Below are 17,606 nucleotides of genomic sequence, written 5' to 3'. Positions count from 1 at the left end.
GGTCCGTTGACCGGACCCGTTCGCCGCCGCGGGGGCCGCCGCGCTGCGATCGTGCGGGGATGAACATCATCGGGTATCTCGACCGGCTCAGCTACGCGCCCGGTGCCACCGTGCACGCCAAGTTCAGCACTCCCGCGCCCGATTTCGACGCGCGGCTGGTGCGGCTGATCAACGGGGACGCGCATTCGCTCGGGCCGGGCGTCGACATCCGAGCGGTTCCCTCGGCGCTCGACGGCCTGCGCTTCCCGGGCCGGGTCCAGCCGATTCGAGCCGGTTCCTTCGCCCGTACGGCGGAAGGCCCCGTCCCCGCGGGTCACGTCGAGCTGCGCCTGGCGTTCCGGCCGACGCTCGCCACCGGAGCCGGACACGACCAGACGGTTGTGGCCCTGACCAGCGGTGACGCGCTCGTGGCCGCAGTTGTCATCGACGAAGGACAAGCATTCCTGCGTACGGGGAAAGGGTCTGCCCCGGCCGGCGAAGTGGCGACCGGCCGCTGGTATCGGCTAGCGCTAACAGTGACAGGATCGACGGCAAGCCTGGTCCTCGACTCCGCGCACACCGCACCCAGCCCCTCGCGCACCGCACCCAGCCCCTCGCGCGCCGATAAGGCGCCTGACGAGCGACAAATTATGATAAGTCCGGTTTGGGAGGCGGGAAACGAGGCGGACGGCGGGGCGGCGGCACTTCGGGCGCTGGCGGTGACGTTTGCGGCTGACGGTAAAGGCGAGAATCACTTCAACGGGCGCATTGATCGGCCCACGTTGTATGCCGGCGACAGTGTGATCGCGGAGTGGGACTTCGGGCCCAGTCGGACGTTGCGGCGGATCGCCAACCGTGTCGGTCCCGAGTTTCACGGTGAGTCGGTCAACTTTCCGTTGCGGGCCTGTCTGGGCGTCGACGGTGCGGCCGACGACGTGGATCCGCGGCTCGCGCCCGAGGCCTATCAGGCGATCCACTTTCACGACGACGACCTCGACGACGCCGGCTGGGACGACGACCTGACCCTGGACGTGCCCGGCGACCTGCCCAGCGGCGTCTACGGCATTCACGTCACGGCGGCCGACGGCACCGAGGACACCGTCCCGTTCGTGGTCACGCCCGGTGACAACCCGCGTCACAAGGCCCTCGTCGTGTTACCGACGTTCAGCTACCTCGCGTACAGCTGCGAGCACGTGATGGCCGACCCGGGCGCCCGTGACTATCTGCGCGGCGTGGGTGTCGGCGAGCCCCCGGAGTTCGGCGGCAACAAGCACGACGCCTACCTGCTCACGAACGGCCTGCGCAGCCTCTACGACGTGCACACCGACGGCACGGGGGTCTGCTTCACCAGCACGCAGAAACCCCTGCCCAACGTACGGCCTGATCACCGCTGGGCGGCCGTGGCCGGGGGTGAGACGTCGGCGCACCAGTTCAGCGCCGACCTGCACCTGCTGGCCTGGCTGGACGCCGAGGGCTACGACGTCGACGTGATCACCGACGAGGAGGTGCACCGGGAGGGGCCGGCCGCGCTGGCCCCTTACCGTGTGGTGCTGACCGGCAGTCACCCCGAGTATCCGACGACCGCGATGATGGCCGCGTACGAGTCGTATCTGGGGCAGGGCGGCCGGCTCATGTATCTGGGCGGCAACGGCTTCTACTGGGTCACGTCGATCGACCCGGAGCGCGAGCACACGATCGAGATCCGGCGCACGGCGGGCATCCGCGCCTGGCAGCCCGAGGCGGGCGAGTGGCATCACGCGACGACCGGCGAGCTGGGCGGGTTGTGGCGGCTGCGCGGCAAGGCGCCGCAGAAGATGCTCGGCGTCGGCATGGCCTCGCAGGGCTTCGACACGAACCGCCCGTACGACGTGGTCACCAAGGTGCCGTTCGTCTTCGCCGGGATCGACGACGTGAACCGGATCGGCGACTTCCCGTCGCTGGTGAACGGGCACGGCGCGGCCGGCGTCGAGATCGACCGGGCCGACCGCGCGCTGGGCACCCCCGACGACACGGTCGTGCTGGCCTCGGCGACGGGCTTCTCCCGGGCGTACGGGCTGGATCCGATCGAGGTCCAGCTGCCGGACGGCTGCTACGACGGCACGACCAGCGACAAGGTCCGCTGCGACCTGGTGCTGGTGCCCAAGCCCAACGGCGGCGCGGTCTTCTCCACCGGCAGCATCGCGTGGTGCGGCTCGCTGCTGGTCGACGACCGCCGTAACGACGTCTCGGTCCTCACCGGTAACGTGCTGCGAGCATTCCTCGAGGAGGATCTGCCGATCTAGGGCCCCAACCATCCGCCGCCTCGCCGTCGTTAGGGCAGGTGAAGGGGGTGAGGGATGGACGACTTCCGGGACTTCGTCCGGGAGCGCTCGCCGGCGTTGTCGCGGCACGCGTACCTGCTGACCGGGGACCACCAGCTCGCCGAGGACCTGCTGCAGAGCGCGCTGGCCAGTGTCTACCGGCATTGGCGGCGGGTGCGCGACGACAACCCCGAGGCGTACCTGCGCCGGGCCATCTATCACCAGCACGTCAGCTGGTGGCGGCGCCGCCGCGTGCCCGAGCACCTGACGGGCGCGCCGCCGGAGACCGCCCGGGACGACCCGGCCGAGGCCACGGCCCTGCGGCTCAGCCTGGCCCAGGCGCTGGCCACGCTCAGCCCCAAGCAGCGCGCGGTCGTCGTGCTGCGCTTCTACGACGACCTGACCGAGGCGCAGGCCGCGGACGTGCTCGGGGTGCGGGTCGGCACGGTCAAACGGCACGCCCACGACGCGCTGCGCCGGCTGCGGGAGATCGCGCCCGGCCTGATCGACGACGGCGAGAGGAGCCCCCGGTGACTGCCCATCTGCGTGAGGAGCTGCGGCGCGAGGCCGCGACGGCGAAGACCTACGACGCGTACGCCGGAAGTCTGCGCCGAGCCCGGCGAGGGCGACGCCGTACGGCTGTGGTGTGGGCCGTGCTCGTGGCGGCGCTGGCACTGGCCGTCCCGTTCACGCCGCGGCTGGCGACGACCCCGGCGGCGGACAGCGGCGCGATCTCGTTGCCCGACAAGCTGGGGCTGCCGGCGTACGGGGCTCGCGGGGTCTCCGGGCTGGGTGCGGCGTCCGTGGTCTATTCGGGGTACGGCCCCCGGTTCGGGCCCTGGTTCGACGACCACGACACGTACGGGCTGGTCGGCGCGCGGAAAGAGGACTACCGCAAGATCCACACCGGCCTGGTCGACGACGAGGTGCTGCTCGCCCCGGACGGTGCCACCCTGGCCGTACCGGACCGGCTGATCGACCTGGACACCGGCGCCGAGCGCCCGCTGCCCGGCTTTCCGCTCGCCTGGTCGCCCGACGGCCGCCGGCTCGTGACCGACGACGGGACGCTGCGGATCGTCGACGTGAGCACCGGCGCCGCGACCGATCTGGCCACCACGGCCGCCCAGACGTCGGCAGCCTGGTCACCGGACGGCACCCGGCTCGCGTACGCGTACCAGGGACGGCTGACCGTGATCGGCCCCGATACGAAAAGCTTCGAGCTGGGCTTCGACGGCGTGCTGGCCGGCAAGGGCGCGTGGACGCCGGACGGCCGGGCCGTGGCCGTGGCCGAACAGGAGGACCGGGCGCCCAGGTGGTTCGACCCGGCGACCGGCCGCGAGGTCGACGGCCCGGATCTGCCTGCTGTCGACGGCACCGTCTACCGCCGGTGGTTCGTGGGCTGGCGGCCCGACGGCAGCGCGCTGGTCTTCGTCCTCGGCGACGAGCCCCGGCTCCTGGCCCTGACCCCGGGCGCCGACCGGCCGACGCCGGCGATGACGCTGCCGTCCCAGGTCAGCTATCTCGACCTGGCCGACGCCGCGATCGATTCGGGAGCCGTACGGGAAGGCGATTCTCCGTTTTTCATCGGCCCCTGGTGGTGGCTCAGGCTGGGCGCCGGCGGGCTGGTCGTGCTGGCCGTCGTGCTGATCGTGCGCCGGCTCAACGAGCGCGCCCGCACCCGCCGCGTCGTGGCGATCCCGTGGGAGACCACGCACGGCCCGCTCGTCTGATCAGGCCGCCGTCCGCGCCTCGACCGCCCGGTGGATCAACCCCGCCGTCGCCTGCACGATCGGCAACAGGCGGGGCACGATCAGCTGCGACGTGGGCATGGTGATCGACACGGCGGCGTAAATTTCCCCGTACGCGTCGACGACCGGCACGGCCAGCGAACTGTGCCCGACCAGCATCTCCTCGAGCTCGACGGAGTGCCCACGCTTGCGCACCTCGGCCAGCTGGGCCCCGAGCGCCTCCAGGGTGGGGACGCTGCGCGTGGTCGGGCGCATCAGCTCGTGCCGGCTCAGCTCGGCCAGGATCGCCCGGCCGTCGGGGCGCAACGCCAGGAACAGCTTGCCCGAGGCCGAGCAGCTGGCCGGGAGCCGCCCGCCGACCTCGGAGTGGGTGAGCACGTTGGCCGCGCCCGCGATCTTCTCGAGGAACAGCACGTGGGTGCCGTCGGGGACGATCAGATGCACCGTGGCCCGGGTGGCCGCGTACAGGTCGACCAGGGCCGGCCGCGAGACGCGGCGCAGGATGGCCGCGACCGGCACGCGCTGGCCCAGCTCGAAGACGCGCAGGCCGAGCTGATAGCTGTTGCCGACCCGCTCCAGCAGCCCCCACTGCACGAGCTCCTGGGCGAGCCGGTAGGCCGAGGCCTTCGGGACCCCCGAGCGGCGGCTGAGCTCGGTCAGCCGCAGCTGGACGGCCCCGGCGCCGAACGCGGCCAGCAGCAGCTGCGCCTTGCCCAGCACGGACTTCGGGGTGCCGGTCTCGTCATCGAGCTCGACGTCGGGCGGGATGCGGAAAGCGAGGTCGGTCATGCGCGGCTCCCTCCACAGCTGTGGATCTTGCCTTCCCGACGATAGCGCCGTGTCGCGTAGGGTTGCCGCTGCCGGGCAGACAGTAATTTCCGCCCGTTCGGGCCTGGTCCGGTGACTGGAACGTCCTGGTTGCCCTGCGACGCGCGCGACGGCGACGCTCATCCGAGCCGGCCGACCTTGAGGAGTGTCATGGAGCGATTCCGTCCCAGCGCGGACTACCGGATGTTCGTCGGCGGCGACTGGGTGGCGGCCCGGGACTCCTTCGAGGCCGTCGACCCGAGCCTCGGCAGCGCGTGGGCGGCGATCGCGGACGGCGCGGCGGCCGACGCCGAGGCCGCGGTCGAGGCGGCCCGCAAGGCGCTGCCGGCGTGGCGCAAATCGTCCGTGGCGACCCGCCAGTCGATCTTGGGCGCGATCGCCGACCGCATCGAGGCCAACGCCGACCTGTTCGCGCGCTTGCTGCCGACCGAGAACGGGCGCCCCGTACGCGAGGTCGCCATCGCCGACGTGCCGGCCAGCGCGGCCATCTACCGCTACTACGCCGGCCTCGTCCGCTCGCACCGCGGCGACCAGATCCCGGTCGAGGACCCGCACAGCCTCGTCTACACCGTGCGCGAGCCGCTCGGCGTGATCGCCGCGATCCTGCCCTGGAACTCGCCGCTGATCACCACGGCCAACAAGCTCGCGCCCGCGCTCGCCGCCGGCAACACGGTCGTGCTCAAGCCCAGCGAGTTCGCCTCGGCCAGCGTGCTCGAATTCGTCAAGCTGATCGCCGACCTGCTGCCCGCGGGCGTGCTCAACGTCGTCACCGGCGGCCCGGTCGTCGGGGCCACGCTGGCCGGGCACCCCGACGTGGCCAAGGTGACGCTGACCGGCGGCGGCCCGACCGCCCGCGCGGTGATGACGGCGACGGCGGCCGTGCTGACCCCGACGATCATGGAGCTGGGCGGCAAGAGCGCGATGATCGTGGCCGAGGACGCCGACCTCGACCGGGCCGTGGCCGACGCCGCCATGGGCATCTACCTGGCCAACGGCGAGGCCTGCATCGCGTCGTCGCGGCTGCTGCTGCACGCCTCGATCGCCGACGACTTCCTTGCCCGCTTCGCCGCGCTGGCCGCCTCGATCAAGGTCGGCGACGCCCTCGACCCCGCCACCCAGGTGGGGCCTTTGGTGTCGCGGCCGCACTTCGACCGGGTGCTCGGGCATGTCGGTCGCGCCCGGGACGAAGGCGTACGAGTGCTGGCCGGCGACGAGGACCTCGGGCTGGCGCCGGAGAACAAGAACGGCTTCTTCGTACGGCCGACCGTGCTGCACGACCCCACCGGGAAGGCCGACATCGTCACCAGCGAGGTCTTCGGGCCGGTGACCGTGGCCGAGACGTTCACCGACTACGACGAGGTGGTCGCGCGGGCCAACAGCACCCGCTACGGCCTGGCCGCCGGCGTGTGGACGAAGGACCTGGCCCGCGCCCACACCATCGCGGGCGCGCTGGAGGCCGGCATCATCTGGGTCAACAAGTGGTTCGACCTGCCCGCCGGCGCTCCCATGGGCGGCGTCAAGGACAGCGGGTTCGGCCGCGAGCTGTCGTGGGAGACGCTGCTCGAATACAGCGCCCCCAAGACGATCAACATCGACCTCGGCGCGCCTAGGTTCCCGCTCTGGGGCTAAGCATCGGATTTTTGCCGCCGATCGGGCCGATATGGGGACCGGGGGCAGCGTCGGGGTGCTGGCGCCGTTCGTCGGTGGCACCTATTACGGCAGCCTGGTCGCCGGCACGGTTGCGGCGGCGGCCTCGCACGGGCGGCCGCTGATCGCGATTCAGACCCTCGACGCCGCGGCCGACCTGACCGTCAGCGGCGGCAACCCGGCCTTCGACGCGCCCGTCGCCTGGGATCATATCGGTGGGTATGTCGTGTTCGCCGACGCCGTCGACGCCGGGCATCTGCGCCGCCTGGGCCGGGCCGGCAAACCCGTCGTGCTGGTCGGCCACACCGTCGACGGGCTGGACCGTCCGGTGGTGCTGGCCGACAACGACAACGGCATGCGGGCCGCCGTCACCCACCTGATCCGCGCGCACGGCTGCTCCCGGATCGCGTTCACCGGTTTCCTCGAGGCGAGCGACATCCGGGAGCGGTACGAGGCCTATCTCGCGGTGCTGCGCGAGCACGGCCTGACCCCCGGCCCGCTGCTGCCGGCCACCAGCAACGTCGAGGTCGGCATCGAATGGACCGCGGACGACCTGCTGCGGGACGGCAAACCGGACGCGCTCGTCGCCGCGACCGACCGCAACGCGATCGGCGCCCAGCGGATGCTCGCCGCGTCCGGGCTGCACTGCCCCGACGATTATCAGCTGACCGGCTTCGACGACCTCGACGTGGCCGCCTTCGTCCGGCCCGAGCTGGCCAGCGTCGCCCAGCCGCTCGACGCGATGAGCCGGCTCGGGGTCGACCTGCTCGTACGGGAAATGCGCGGGGAAGCGGTGCGCCGGGGCGAGCATCGGCTGCCGACCCGCTTCGTCCCGCGTACGTCGTGTGGTTGCACCGCCTTCGCCGAACGGCTGCCCGACCTGCCCGAGGCCGACCCTCGCCGCCGTCTCGCCGCCCGGCTGGCCGGTGTGATGGTGTTCGGCTCGCGCCTCGACCCCGACGCCACCGCCGTTCTCGTGGCCGACGCGCTCGAGGCCGGCGTCGTCGTGCCCGCCGCGCACGAACTGCAGACGCTGCTCGCCGCGAGCCCGACCCAGGAGACGCTGCGCGTGCTGTGCCGCGCGGTCCAGGAATACGCCGGCGCCGCCCCCGTCGACCCGCGCGGCGTCCAGGACATCGTGATGTTCCTCGGCCGTTCCTACAACCGGCTCCAGCTCGGCGACCAGCTGCACCTGCGCTCGCTGATCAGCGTCAACTACGACCTCAGCATCACGCTGCTGCACCGCCGCGACGCCGACCCCGGCGACCCGTCGTGGCTGGCCCTGACCCCCGCCACCGCCGGCTCGATCGCCCTGCGCGACCGCAACGGCGACCTCGTACGCACCCCCGGCTGGCGGCGGCACCCCGGCCCACCCATCCCCGCCGGGCCGACGACGGTCGAGGCCTTTCCCCCGGTCGAACTCCTGGACATCGCCGGCCCGACCTTTGTCGTACGGGCCAAGGTGGGCGACAGCGACCGGGGCTGGCTGGCCCTGGTCGACAAGGTCGAGAACCGGGTCGACGACGGCCGCGAACTGGTCAACCAGTGCGCGGCCCTGCTCACGGTCGCGCTCGACCTGCGCGAACAGGAGGCCCAGCTGAGGTGGGCGGCCCAGTCCGACCGCCTGACCGGCCTGCCCAACCGCACCTCGTTCACCGCCGCCCTGCCCGCCGCGGTCGGCCACCCCGGCGCCGTACTCTTCCTCGACCTCGACGGCTTCAAGAAGGTCAACGACACCCTGGGCCACCACGCCGGCGACGAACTGCTGACCCGCGTGGCCGCCCGCCTCCGCCAATGCCTGCGCCCCACCGACCTGGCCGCCCGCTTCGGCGGCGACGAGTTCGTCATCCTGCTGACCGACAGCGTCCCCGGCCCCGACCAGGACCAGCTGGTGGAACGCCTACGCGCCACGATCAGCGCGCCTTATCGGATCGGCGACCGCACGGCCCGCATCGGCGTCAGCATCGGCGTGGCCGACTGCGCCACCGGCACCAGCGCAGAGCAACTACTACGCGACGCCGACACCGCGATGTACCGCGTCAAGGCCGCCCGCCGAGTGCCGGCCGCCGGCGAGCTCGTCAACGACCGATCCTGACCTGCCATACCTTCCCCGACCCGCCCGGAACGAACCCGACGATCGAGTGATCGACGGCGGACCACCTCGTGGCGACCGGCCCCGATCTGGCCGCCCTGCTGCGAGGCGATCCAGAAATCCGTGCCGAGTCGAGAGCGGGCCCCGGTCGCCGTTGACCGGGGCCCGCTGGTCTCAAGATCGGCGGAGTGCCACCACCTCCCCCGCCCACCCAAGGGCAGGGGCTGGACACTACGCCCGGGTGCCGGGATGTGGCACAAGTTGTCCACAGGTCGCCGCACGGTGACCCGGATTGTGGACAACGGCTAGGCCCTAGTCGCGATCGGGCCGCCATTCCCGCCAGTCCCCGGCCCGCTCCAGCGCGCCCGCCGCTCGGTAAAGCGTCGCCTCGTCCCAATGCCGCCCGACGAGCATCAGGCCCGCCGGCATCCCGTCGCTGAGTCCGCAGGGCACGGAGAGCGCCGGATGCCCGGTGCAGTCGAAGGGCGCCGTGTTGACCACGGGGTCGAAGCCGGGGGCGGACATCTCGGCCCGGCTGGTGCCCAGCGGCAGCGGCGGCGCGACGAACGGCACGGTGGGCAGCGCGAGCACGTCGACCTCTGCCAGCGCGGCGTCATAGGCCTGCCGCGCGACGCGGACGAGGTTCTGCGCCTTGGCGTAGTAGACGCCGCCATAAACCTCGCGGAGGTAGTGGCCCGCGATCAGCCCCGTCTGGATCGGCGCGGACAGCAGGTGGGCCCGGTGGCGCCAGGCCGAGTGGGCCCGCATCAGCGCGGTCGGGTTGAGGCCGGTGATGCCCATCCAGGCGCCGTTGCCGTGCATGGCGATCTGGACGGTGCCCTCCAGGATGATCGCCGCCCAGACGTTCATCATCGTGCGGTGCTCGGGCACCGGCACCTCGACGACCGTGGCCCCGGCGGCGGCGAGGCGGTCGGCGGCCGACCGTACGAGCCGTTCGACGCCCGGCTCGGCCAGCGGCTGGCCGAAGCCCTCGGTCAGCAGGCCGATCCGCAGGCCCTCGACACCACCGGTCACCGCGCCGAGGTAGTCGCCCTTGCGTACGCCCACCTGGCGCGGGTCGAGCCCGTCGGGGCCGGCGAGCACGTCGAGCAGCAGGGCGTTGCCGGCCACGGTGGCGGTCATCGGGCCGACGTGGTCGATCGACGGGTCGACCGGCATGACGCCCGTGTACGGCACGAGCCCGTGCGTCGGCTTGAGCCCATAGATTCCGCAGTGCGCGGCGGGCACCCGGATCGAGCCGCCCTGGTCGCCGCCCACGGCCATCGGCACCGCGCCCGAGGCGACCAGCGCCGCGCTGCCCGAGGACGAGCCGCCGGCCGTACGGGTCGGGTCCCACGGGTTGCGCACCGGCCCGTTCGCGCTGGTGTGGCTGCCCGCGCCGTAGCAGAAGTACTCGCAGTTGGCCTTGCCGGCCAGGACGCCGCCCGCGTCGAGGATGCGGGTCACGATCGTGGCGTCGAAGTCCGGCGCGAAGCCCTGCAGCGTGGCCGATCCGGCGGTCATCGGCACTCCGGCCACGCTGACGGTGTCCTTGACGGCGACGCGGTGCCCGGCCAGCGGGCCGGATTCGGCGCCGGCGATGTCGGTGCGGACGGCCCAGCCGTTGTACGGGTCGTCGGCCGGGTCCGGACGGCAGCCCGGGGTGCGCGGATACCGTACGGGCGGCAGTGGCTCGGCCATGGTGTCGAGCCCGCCCAGCAGGTCGATGATGGGCGCGATGTCGGCCCGCACAGCGGCGACGTCAGCGTCCGGCAGCGGCAGCCCCAGGTGGTCGGCCGCGGACCGGATGTGCCGGTCGGACGGGCCGGTGATCGTCATACGCCGGCCCCGATCCACGGGTGTGCCGCCTCGATCTGCCCGGCCAGGGAGAACAGTGTTTCCTCGCGGCCGTAGGCGGCAGCGAACTGCACCCCGATCGGGAGCCCGTCCTCGGTCCGTGCGGCCGGCACCGACATGGCCGGCTGGCCGGTGGTGTTGAACTGCGGCGTGAAGCAGAGGATGTCGATCGAGCGCTGGATGCCGTCCGGGCCGTCGAACAGGCCCAGCGGGGGCGGCGGGTTGGGCACGACCGGGCTCAGCAGCACGTCGAAGCCGCCGGTCCACCACGCGGCCATGCGGCGGCGGAAGTCGTCGCGCCAGATCTCATGCCGTACGTAATCCGCGGCCGACACCTTGGCCCCCTGCTCGGCCCACCACCACGCCACTTCCTCGGCCTCGTCGCGGCGCAGCGGCCGCCCGGCCATCGCGGCCAGGTCGTCCATCAGCACGGTGACGCTGGGGCTGAGCAGGCCGAGCCAGTGCTCGAGGTAGGCCGGATCGGTCATCGCCGAGGGGTACGCCTCTTCGACGCGGTGGCCGAGCGCGGTCAGCCGGTCGGCGGTGCGCCGCACAACCGCGTTGACCGCCGGGTCCACCGGGTAGCCGTTCACGTCGTCGACGAGCATCACCCCGATCCGCAACGAGCCAGGCGCGTCGGATGCGGAGGCCAGGAACGACCGGGACGGCGCGGGCGCCACCACCGGATCGCCGGACCGGTAGCCGGAGATGGCGTCGAGGGCGGCCGCGCTGTCGCGCACGCTGCGGGTGATGACGCCGTAGATGTTGTGCGCGGCCAGCGCGTCGCCCTCGTCCGGCCCGGCACTGACCCGGCCCCGGCTGCTCTTGAAGCCGAACACGCCGCAGTGGGACGAGGGCATGCGCAGCGAGCCGCCGCCGTCGGTGCCCTGCGCCAGCGGCACCATCCCGGTGGCGACCGCGACGGCCGAGCCCCCGGAGGATCCGCCCGGTGAGCGGGTGAGATCCCACGGGTTGCGGGTCGGCCCGAAAGCCCGCGGCTCGGTGGTGGAGACCAGGCCGAACTCGGCCGTGTTGGTGCGCCCGAGCACGACAAAACCGGCCCGGCGCAGGGCCGCCGTCACGTTGGCGTCGCGGGCGGCGCGGCGGTCGAGGCCGCGCAGGAAGGCGTTGCCCTGCTGGTCCGGGTCGCCGGCGCTGCCGCTGCCCAGGTCCTTGAGCACGATCGGCACGCCGCGGAAGGGTCCGTCCGGCAGCGGGCCCCTGGCCTCGTCGAGGGCCTGCTCGAAGCGGCGGTGCACGACCGCGTTGAGCGGGCCGTCGAGCTCCTCGATCCGGCCGATCGCCGCGCTCACCAGCTCGGCCGGACTGGCCTCGCCGGAACTGATGAGCGCGGCCATCGCCGTAGCGTCGGTCACGTCTTACTTCTCGGTGACCGGGATGGTGGCCAGCGTGTAGCCGAGCGTCGCGGTGTCCTTGTACTCGGCGATGTTGGCCTGGCTCCAGTACTTCGCCGTCACCACGTAGTTCTTGCCGGTCACGCCCTTCTTGGCGTCGTCCATGGCCTTGATGACGGCCATGCCGGTGGCGTACGAGTCCGGGTCCCACGTGCCGCTGAGCCGGCCCTGCTTGACCGCCTCGATCGCGTCCGGGTCGCCGTTCGAGCCCTGGATGATGATGCCCTCGCTGGTGCCGTCGGAGATCTTGCGCCCGGCCCGGGTGGCCGAGGTCGACGCGCCGATGGCCGAGGAGTCGTTGTACGACCAGACCGCGTCCACGTCCGGGTACTTGGTGAACGTGTCGCCGGTCAGCGACGCCGCGTTGGCCGAGGTGTCCTTGGTGTTGTCGATCTGGGCCAGGATGGTCAGCCCGGCCGCCTTGGCCGCGTCGCTGAAGCACTTCACGTTGGCCTGGATCGACGGCACCGGCGGGCCACCCATCACGATCACCTTGCCGCCCGGGCGGGCGTCGGCGATCTGCTTGGCCGCCTGCCGGTACGGCGACTGGTCGTCGTCGCAGCGGTTGACGCCCCACCACACGGTCGAGGAGACGTTCGCGCCCTCCGAGTTGACGCCGATGACCGGGATGTTGGCCGTCTTGGCCTGGGCGTACGTGCCCTCCATGGCGCCGGAGTCGAGCGCCCAGAGCCCGATCGCGGCGGCCTGCTGCTGGATCATCGTCTGCACGTTGGAGACCTGCTGGTCGGCCGAGAGGTTGGCGTCGATGACGTTGACCTCCCAGCCCAGCTCCTTGGCGCCGGCGTTCAGGCCGCTGGTGACGATCTGCTGGCCGGGCTGCGAGGCGACCGGGCTGGAGTAGGCGACCTTGAGGCCGCCGGTGCTGCCGCCGGCCGCGGCGTCGTCGCCCCCGCCGCAGGCCGTGGTGCCGAGCAGGGCGGCAACGCCCAAAATGCTACAAGAGGTAATTTTCCACCGGGAAATGGGCATGACGGTTCCTCCGAGGGGTGAAGGCGCGTGCTTTAGAAGGTCTTGACGAGAGCCGAGGCAGTCCGTTCGGCCAAGGCCATGACTGTGATCATGGGGTTGACGCCGGGCGCGGTCGGCAACGCGGACGCGTCCCCGATCCAGACGCCCTTGACGTCGTGAAGCTGTCCCCAGCCGTCGGCCACCGAGGTGGCCGGGTCGGCGCCGAGCCGGCAGGAGCCCATCTGGTGGGCGGAGAAAGCGGTGTGATCGTCGATCGGGGAGCCGGCCAGTTGTTCCAGGTACGCGTCGAAGTCCTCGCCGCGCCGCCAGCGCTGGTCGCTCCAGTGGAAGGTGAAGATCTCGGTGGCGCCGGCCTCGCGATGCATCCGGGCCAGTTCGGTGTGCGCCCGTACGGCGATCCGGTGGTCGACGTCGTCGTCGAGGTTCCAGTGCACGGCGGCGCGGCCGTCGGCGTCGAGATAGACCTCGCCGCTGCCGTGGTCGTGCGACACCCCGTGCCAGGTCGCGAAGTAGGGCAGCTTGCGCAGCTGGTCGCGGGTGGTGCGGCCGTCGGTGAACGGGGATTGCCCGGCCCACGTGCCCGGGTTGAGGGCGAGGCTCTCGACCAGGAAGCCGCCGCCGTCGACGACCTGGGTCAGGTCGAAGCTGACGGCCGACTGGATCTGGCCGTGCCACGCCTCGACCGGCTCCTCGTAGACGCCGGTGACGATCCACGCCGGGTGCAGGGTGAGGTTCTTGCCGACCGCGGGGCCGCCGATGCCCGAGCGCAGCAGCACGGCGGGTGACTCGATGCCGCCCGCGGCGACCACGACGTGCTCAGCCGAGACGGTCAGCGAAGTGGAGCCGTTGACGGTCGCGAGAACACCCGTGACGCGCCCGTCCGCAGTGACGATCTTGTCGACATGCGCGCCGACCACAACGCGGGCGCCCGCATCCACGGCGTCCTGCAGGTATGTGTGCAGGGTCGAGCGCTTCTTGCCCTGCTGACAGCCGGCGTTGCAGTAGCCGCACATCGTCGCGTCGTCGTCGAGCGCGGCGTTGCGGGGCAGCCGCTCGTGCCGCAGCCCCAGCGAGGCCAGCCCGGTGATCATGGCCCGGGTGTTGGCGTTGTACTGGGTGGCGTCGGTGTTGACCCCGATCCGGTCCCACACCATGTCGGTGAACTTGTCGAAGTCGGGCCCGTCCAGACCCTCGAGCCCGTACGAGGCCCAGAGCTCGCGAATGTGCTGAGGAGTGCGCAGGCAGACCATCGAGTTGATCACCGTGCCACCACCCAGGGTCGCCCCGGCCAGCACGCCCATCTGCCCCGACGACGACCACAGCGAGCCACCGCGCAGAAACATCGTGGCCGCCCCGAGCGAGTCGATCTGCCGGAAGTCGGCCTCGTTCCGATATTGCGCGGCCTCCAGTACGAGCACCGACAACCCGGCCTGGGCCGCGCGGGCCGCCACGATCGCTCCCCCGGCGCCCGACCCGATCACGACGACGTCGGCCGCCAGCGTGGCCGGGCCCGCGGGCAGTTCGACGAGCGGGAAGTCCTTGGGCTTGTTGGGCGGCGGCGTGGCCGGCCCGGGGTAGCCGAGCGCGGGCCACGTCGGGTTGGTTCCGGTCGCGTCGACGGCCCCGACCAGCGTCGCGAGGGTCATCGCCTTGAGCTGCCGTACGCCGAGACGCAGCCGCATCGACTCGTCGGCCACCGCGAGCAGCGTCGCCGTACGGGTCTCGAGGTCGGCTGAGGCAAACGATGGGCCGAGCCGTTCCAAGAGTTCGGCCACGACGCCGCGGGTCAGCGCGTCGAGCGACCCGACCGCGCTCGCCACGGCTACGTCGATGCCACGGGCCTTGGCGCCGTCACGGTAGAACGCGATCGTGACGTCATCCGCGCCCGACGGGGCGTCCAGGGACGGCGCGAACGTGTCGCAGACCGCCTGGATGATCGCCTGGTCCTGTACTTCCGGCATGGAGTCCTCCGTCGCGTCAGTTGCTGTGGTGATAAGTCCGAACTAAGACGATGCCGGGGTCTTGCCCCGATTGAACCGCAACCAGCCTCGGTCGCGGGCCACTCCCAGGGCGACCGCGACGATCAGGACGACGCCGTTGACTGTGCCGCGCCAGAACGTCGAGACGTCGCTGAGGGTCAGACCGTTTTGGATCACGCCGAGGAACAGGACGCCGAGGACTGTTCCGCCCACGCCGCCGTCGCCGCCGGTGTAGGCGGTGCCGCCGATCAGGACCGCGGCGACCACCGTGAGCAGCAGGGTCGAGTCGATGCCGGGGCTGGCGCCGGTGAGCCGGCCGACCTGGATGAGGCTGGCCACCGCGGCGGCCAGGCCGGCGATCAGGAAGACGCTCAGGGTCGTCCGGGCGACGTTGATGCCGTTGAGCCGGGCCGCCTCGCGGTTGGAGCCGAGCGCGTAGACCCCGCGGCCGAACGTCGTGTAGCGCAGCACCAGGGCGGCCGCCACGACCAGGAGGACGTCGAAGATCAGCAGGTACGGTATGCCGGCGACCTTGCCGTTGACCAGGTTGTAGATCGGCTGGAAGCCCTCGAGCGAGAACACGTTGATCGTCTTGCCCTGCGACATCACCAGCGCCGCGGATTCAAAGATCGACAACGTGCCCAGGGTGACGACGAGGAACGAGATCTTCACGTAAGAGATCAGGACGCCGTTCACGATGCCGAGCAGCAGACCCACGGCCAGCGCGCCCGCCACGGCGACCCAGGCGCTCATGCCATGTTGCAGGAGCATCCCGTACGACATGCCGGTCACCGCCGCGGCCGAGGCCGTCGACAGGTCCAGCCCGCCCGAGATGATCACGAACGTGGCCCCGACCGCGAGCACCAGCACGACGCTGTTGCTGGCCACGATGTTGGTGATGTTGCCCCAGGTCATGAAGATCGGCTGCGTGATCGACAGGTAGATCACCAGCAGGATCAGGCCGGCCAGCACACCGGTGGTCTTGCCCGACGCCCGCCACACGTTGGTGAGCACGCCGACCCGACCGGAATCGGACGGAGCCGCGATCTTTTCAGAAGGACGAAGTGAAGTGTCCTGGCTCATGAAGGCTCCTCGGAGTGGACGTGCCCGCTGACCGCGATCGCGTTCAGCACCTCTTCCTGCAACTGCTCGCCGCTGACCTCGCCGTGGACCGCGCCCTGGAAACAGACCAGGACCCGGTCGGCCAGGCCGATCAGCTCGGGCAGCTCGGAACTGATGATCACGACGGCGGCGCCGCTCTCGGTCAGCTTCTGCAACAGGGCGTAGATCTGGCTCTTGGAGCCGACGTCGACGCCGCGGGTGGGCTCGCTGAGCACGTAGACCGGGCAGTCCAGCGCGAAGATGCGTCCGAGGATCGCCTTCTGCTGGTTGCCGCCGGAGAGCTGCGTGATCAGCTTGGCCGGGGACGAGGTCTTCACGCCGTACTCGGCGATCGCCTCCTTGACCCGGCGCTTTTCCGTACGGGTGGGCACGACGCCGAACTTGGAGAGCTTCGGCAGCCAGGTCAGGGTCATGTTGTGGGCCACACTGCGGGTCGGCAGCAGGGCCGCGCGCTTGCGGTCGTCGGGCACCAGGCCGATGCCGGCGCCGAGCGCGCGCCGCGGGTCGCCCAGCGTGACCGGCGAGCCGTTGACCCGCACGTCGCCGGTGGCCGCGATGGCGCCGCCGAGGGCCATGCCGAGCTGGGCCTTGCCCGAGCCGACGAGCCCGGCGATGCCGACGATCTCGCCGCTGCGCACCTCGAACGAGGTGGGGGCGAGCGCGCCGTCGGCCGAGGCCAGGTCGCGCACCTGCAGCACCACGTCGCCGGGGACGCAGTCGCGGGAGCCGTAGTAGTCGTTGAGCTCGCGGCCGACCATCATGCGCACGAGCTGGGATTCCGGGGTCGAGGGGAGCGGGACGGTGCCGACCATCTTGCCGTCGCGCAGCACCGCCGCCCGGCCCGCCGTCGAATACAGCTCGGGCATCCGGTGCGAGATCATCAGCACCGCGACGCCGCGCTTGGCCTGCTCCCGGACGAGCTCGAGCAGCCGCTCGGTGGCGTGCTCGGAGAGCGAGCTGGTGGCCTCGTCGAGGATCAGCAGCCGGGCCTTGCTGGAGACCGCGCGGGCGATCTCGACCTCCTGCTGCAGCTCCACCGACAGGTCGCCGACCCTGGCGTTGACGTCGACGTGCACGTCCAGCGCGGCCAGCTCCTCGCGGGCCCGGCGCCGGACGGTGGCCCAGTCGATGACCCGGCCGCGGCGGGGCAGCCGGCCCATGAAGACGTTCTCGGCCACGGTCAGCTGCGGGGCCAGGGTGAGCTCCTGGCTGATCATCACGATGCCGAGCTTGAGGGCGGTGGCCGGGTTGGCGATCACCGTCTCGGCCCCGTCGACCAGCACGACGCCGCCGTCCGGCTGCTCGGCCCCGCCGATGATCTTCGACAGGGTCGACTTGCCGGAGCCGTTCTCGCCGGTCAGGGCCACGATCTCGCCGGGGCTGACGGCCAGGCTGGCGTTGTCGAGGGCGAGCACGCCCGGATATCGCTTCGAGACTCCGCGTACCTCGACCAGAGGCGCCGCACTTGCGTTCACCTGCGTACCTCCCTGGGGGATTGTGAGTTCACCCACCGGCAACCGGATTGGCGCTCACCTTGGCACCGGCGGGTTACCGGCCTAAGCGACCTGTTCCGCTGAACGGACTGTGGCCGGATCGCGACGTTCGGAGATTTGGGCCGGTAGTCCGGTGAACGGACCACCAGGAAGGCG

Annotated in this window: 12 protein-coding genes; 5 read left to right on the top strand and 7 right to left on the bottom strand. The window is 71.6% G+C overall.

All coding sequences use genetic code 11. From position 1 onward, the window contains the following. The first annotated feature begins 59 nt into the window (after nucleotides 1–59). Genes JKJ07_RS14850 through JKJ07_RS14840 form a run of 3 tightly spaced genes read left to right on the top strand, consistent with a single transcriptional unit; the run spans nucleotide 60 to nucleotide 4,009 of the window. On the top strand, nucleotides 60–2,261 hold the full coding sequence (locus JKJ07_RS14850; protein WP_202992089.1) for a N,N-dimethylformamidase beta subunit family domain-containing protein: 2,202 nt from the start codon (nucleotides 60–62) through the stop codon (nucleotides 2,259–2,261). Between the two features lie 54 nt (nucleotides 2,262–2,315). Further along, on the top strand, nucleotides 2,316–2,813 hold the full coding sequence (locus JKJ07_RS14845) for a SigE family RNA polymerase sigma factor (RefSeq protein WP_202992088.1): 498 nt from the start codon (nucleotides 2,316–2,318) through the stop codon (nucleotides 2,811–2,813). Beyond that, nucleotides 2,810–4,009, top strand: coding sequence for a WD40 repeat domain-containing protein (locus tag JKJ07_RS14840; RefSeq protein WP_202992087.1), 1,200 nt, complete (start codon nucleotides 2,810–2,812; stop codon nucleotides 4,007–4,009). The genes JKJ07_RS14845 and JKJ07_RS14840 overlap by 4 nt, the downstream gene beginning before the upstream one ends. Here JKJ07_RS14840 and JKJ07_RS14835 read toward each other — a convergent pair whose 3' ends face one another. Continuing rightward, nucleotides 4,010–4,816: an IclR family transcriptional regulator gene (locus JKJ07_RS14835; RefSeq protein WP_202992086.1), complete on the bottom strand. Its 807-nt coding sequence runs from the start codon at nucleotides 4,814–4,816 to the stop codon at nucleotides 4,010–4,012. A gap of 189 nt (nucleotides 4,817–5,005) precedes the next feature. Here JKJ07_RS14835 and JKJ07_RS14830 point away from each other — a divergent pair, with 189 nt between their 5' ends. Continuing rightward, nucleotides 5,006–6,484 carry an aldehyde dehydrogenase family protein gene (locus JKJ07_RS14830; RefSeq protein ID WP_202992085.1) on the top strand — a complete coding sequence of 493 codons (1,479 nt, stop codon included), beginning with the start codon at nucleotides 5,006–5,008 and terminating at the stop codon, nucleotides 6,482–6,484. Between the two features lie 31 nt (nucleotides 6,485–6,515). Next, nucleotides 6,516–8,597 (top strand): substrate-binding and GGDEF domain-containing protein, encoded by a 2,082-nt coding sequence (locus JKJ07_RS14825; protein ID WP_202992084.1) that lies wholly within the window; start codon nucleotides 6,516–6,518, stop codon nucleotides 8,595–8,597. Between the two features lie 309 nt (nucleotides 8,598–8,906). Here JKJ07_RS14825 and JKJ07_RS14820 read toward each other — a convergent pair whose 3' ends face one another. The 6 genes from JKJ07_RS14820 to JKJ07_RS14795 all read right to left on the bottom strand — a co-directional run bounded on the left by JKJ07_RS14820 (nucleotide 8,907) and on the right by JKJ07_RS14795 (nucleotide 17,432). Beyond that, nucleotides 8,907–10,433: an amidase gene (locus JKJ07_RS14820; RefSeq protein ID WP_202992083.1), complete on the bottom strand. Its 1,527-nt coding sequence runs from the start codon at nucleotides 10,431–10,433 to the stop codon at nucleotides 8,907–8,909. Further along, nucleotides 10,430–11,827, bottom strand: coding sequence for an amidase (locus JKJ07_RS14815; protein ID WP_202992082.1), 1,398 nt, complete (start codon nucleotides 11,825–11,827; stop codon nucleotides 10,430–10,432). The genes JKJ07_RS14820 and JKJ07_RS14815 overlap by 4 nt, the downstream gene beginning before the upstream one ends. Nucleotides 11,828–11,830: 3 nt before the next feature. Next, on the bottom strand, nucleotides 11,831–12,817 hold the full coding sequence (locus tag JKJ07_RS14810) for a sugar ABC transporter substrate-binding protein (protein ID WP_202992081.1): 987 nt from the start codon (nucleotides 12,815–12,817) through the stop codon (nucleotides 11,831–11,833). Between the two features lie 71 nt (nucleotides 12,818–12,888). Next, a complete protein-coding gene (locus JKJ07_RS14805) occupies nucleotides 12,889–14,817 on the bottom strand; it encodes a GMC family oxidoreductase (protein WP_202992080.1) in 1,929 nt (642 codons plus the stop codon). Between the two features lie 42 nt (nucleotides 14,818–14,859). Continuing rightward, the gene (locus JKJ07_RS14800; protein ID WP_202992079.1) at nucleotides 14,860–15,918 is read right to left on the bottom strand and encodes an ABC transporter permease; all 1,059 of its coding nucleotides are present in this window, start codon (nucleotides 15,916–15,918) and stop codon (nucleotides 14,860–14,862) included. Continuing rightward, the gene (locus JKJ07_RS14795; protein WP_202992078.1) at nucleotides 15,915–17,432 is read right to left on the bottom strand and encodes a sugar ABC transporter ATP-binding protein; all 1,518 of its coding nucleotides are present in this window, start codon (nucleotides 17,430–17,432) and stop codon (nucleotides 15,915–15,917) included. The genes JKJ07_RS14800 and JKJ07_RS14795 overlap by 4 nt, the downstream gene beginning before the upstream one ends. Nucleotides 17,433–17,606: the final 174 nt, after the last annotated feature.

The sequence above is a fragment of the Paractinoplanes lichenicola genome, from assembly GCF_016785085.1.
GTDB classification, from domain to species: domain Bacteria; phylum Actinomycetota; class Actinomycetes; order Mycobacteriales; family Micromonosporaceae; genus Actinoplanes; species Actinoplanes lichenicola.
The sequence above is the reverse complement of the archived record's forward strand: the minus strand, read 5'-3'. Positions and strand labels throughout refer to the sequence as shown.

Coding starts and splice junctions, on each gene's coding strand:
- JKJ07_RS14850 (WP_202992089.1), top strand. CDS start 60: ATGAACATCATCGGGTATCTCGACCGGCTCAGCTACGCGCCCGGTGCC.
- JKJ07_RS14845 (WP_202992088.1), top strand. CDS start 2,316: ATGGACGACTTCCGGGACTTCGTCCGGGAGCGCTCGCCGGCGTTGTCG.
- JKJ07_RS14835 (WP_202992086.1), bottom strand. CDS start 4,816: ATGACCGACCTCGCTTTCCGCATCCCGCCCGACGTCGAGCTCGATGAC.
- JKJ07_RS14830 (WP_202992085.1), top strand. CDS start 5,006: ATGGAGCGATTCCGTCCCAGCGCGGACTACCGGATGTTCGTCGGCGGC.
- JKJ07_RS14825 (WP_202992084.1), top strand. CDS start 6,516: ATGGGGACCGGGGGCAGCGTCGGGGTGCTGGCGCCGTTCGTCGGTGGC.
- JKJ07_RS14820 (WP_202992083.1), bottom strand. CDS start 10,433: ATGACGATCACCGGCCCGTCCGACCGGCACATCCGGTCCGCGGCCGAC.
- JKJ07_RS14805 (WP_202992080.1), bottom strand. CDS start 14,817: ATGCCGGAAGTACAGGACCAGGCGATCATCCAGGCGGTCTGCGACACG.
- JKJ07_RS14800 (WP_202992079.1), bottom strand. CDS start 15,918: ATGAGCCAGGACACTTCACTTCGTCCTTCTGAAAAGATCGCGGCTCCG.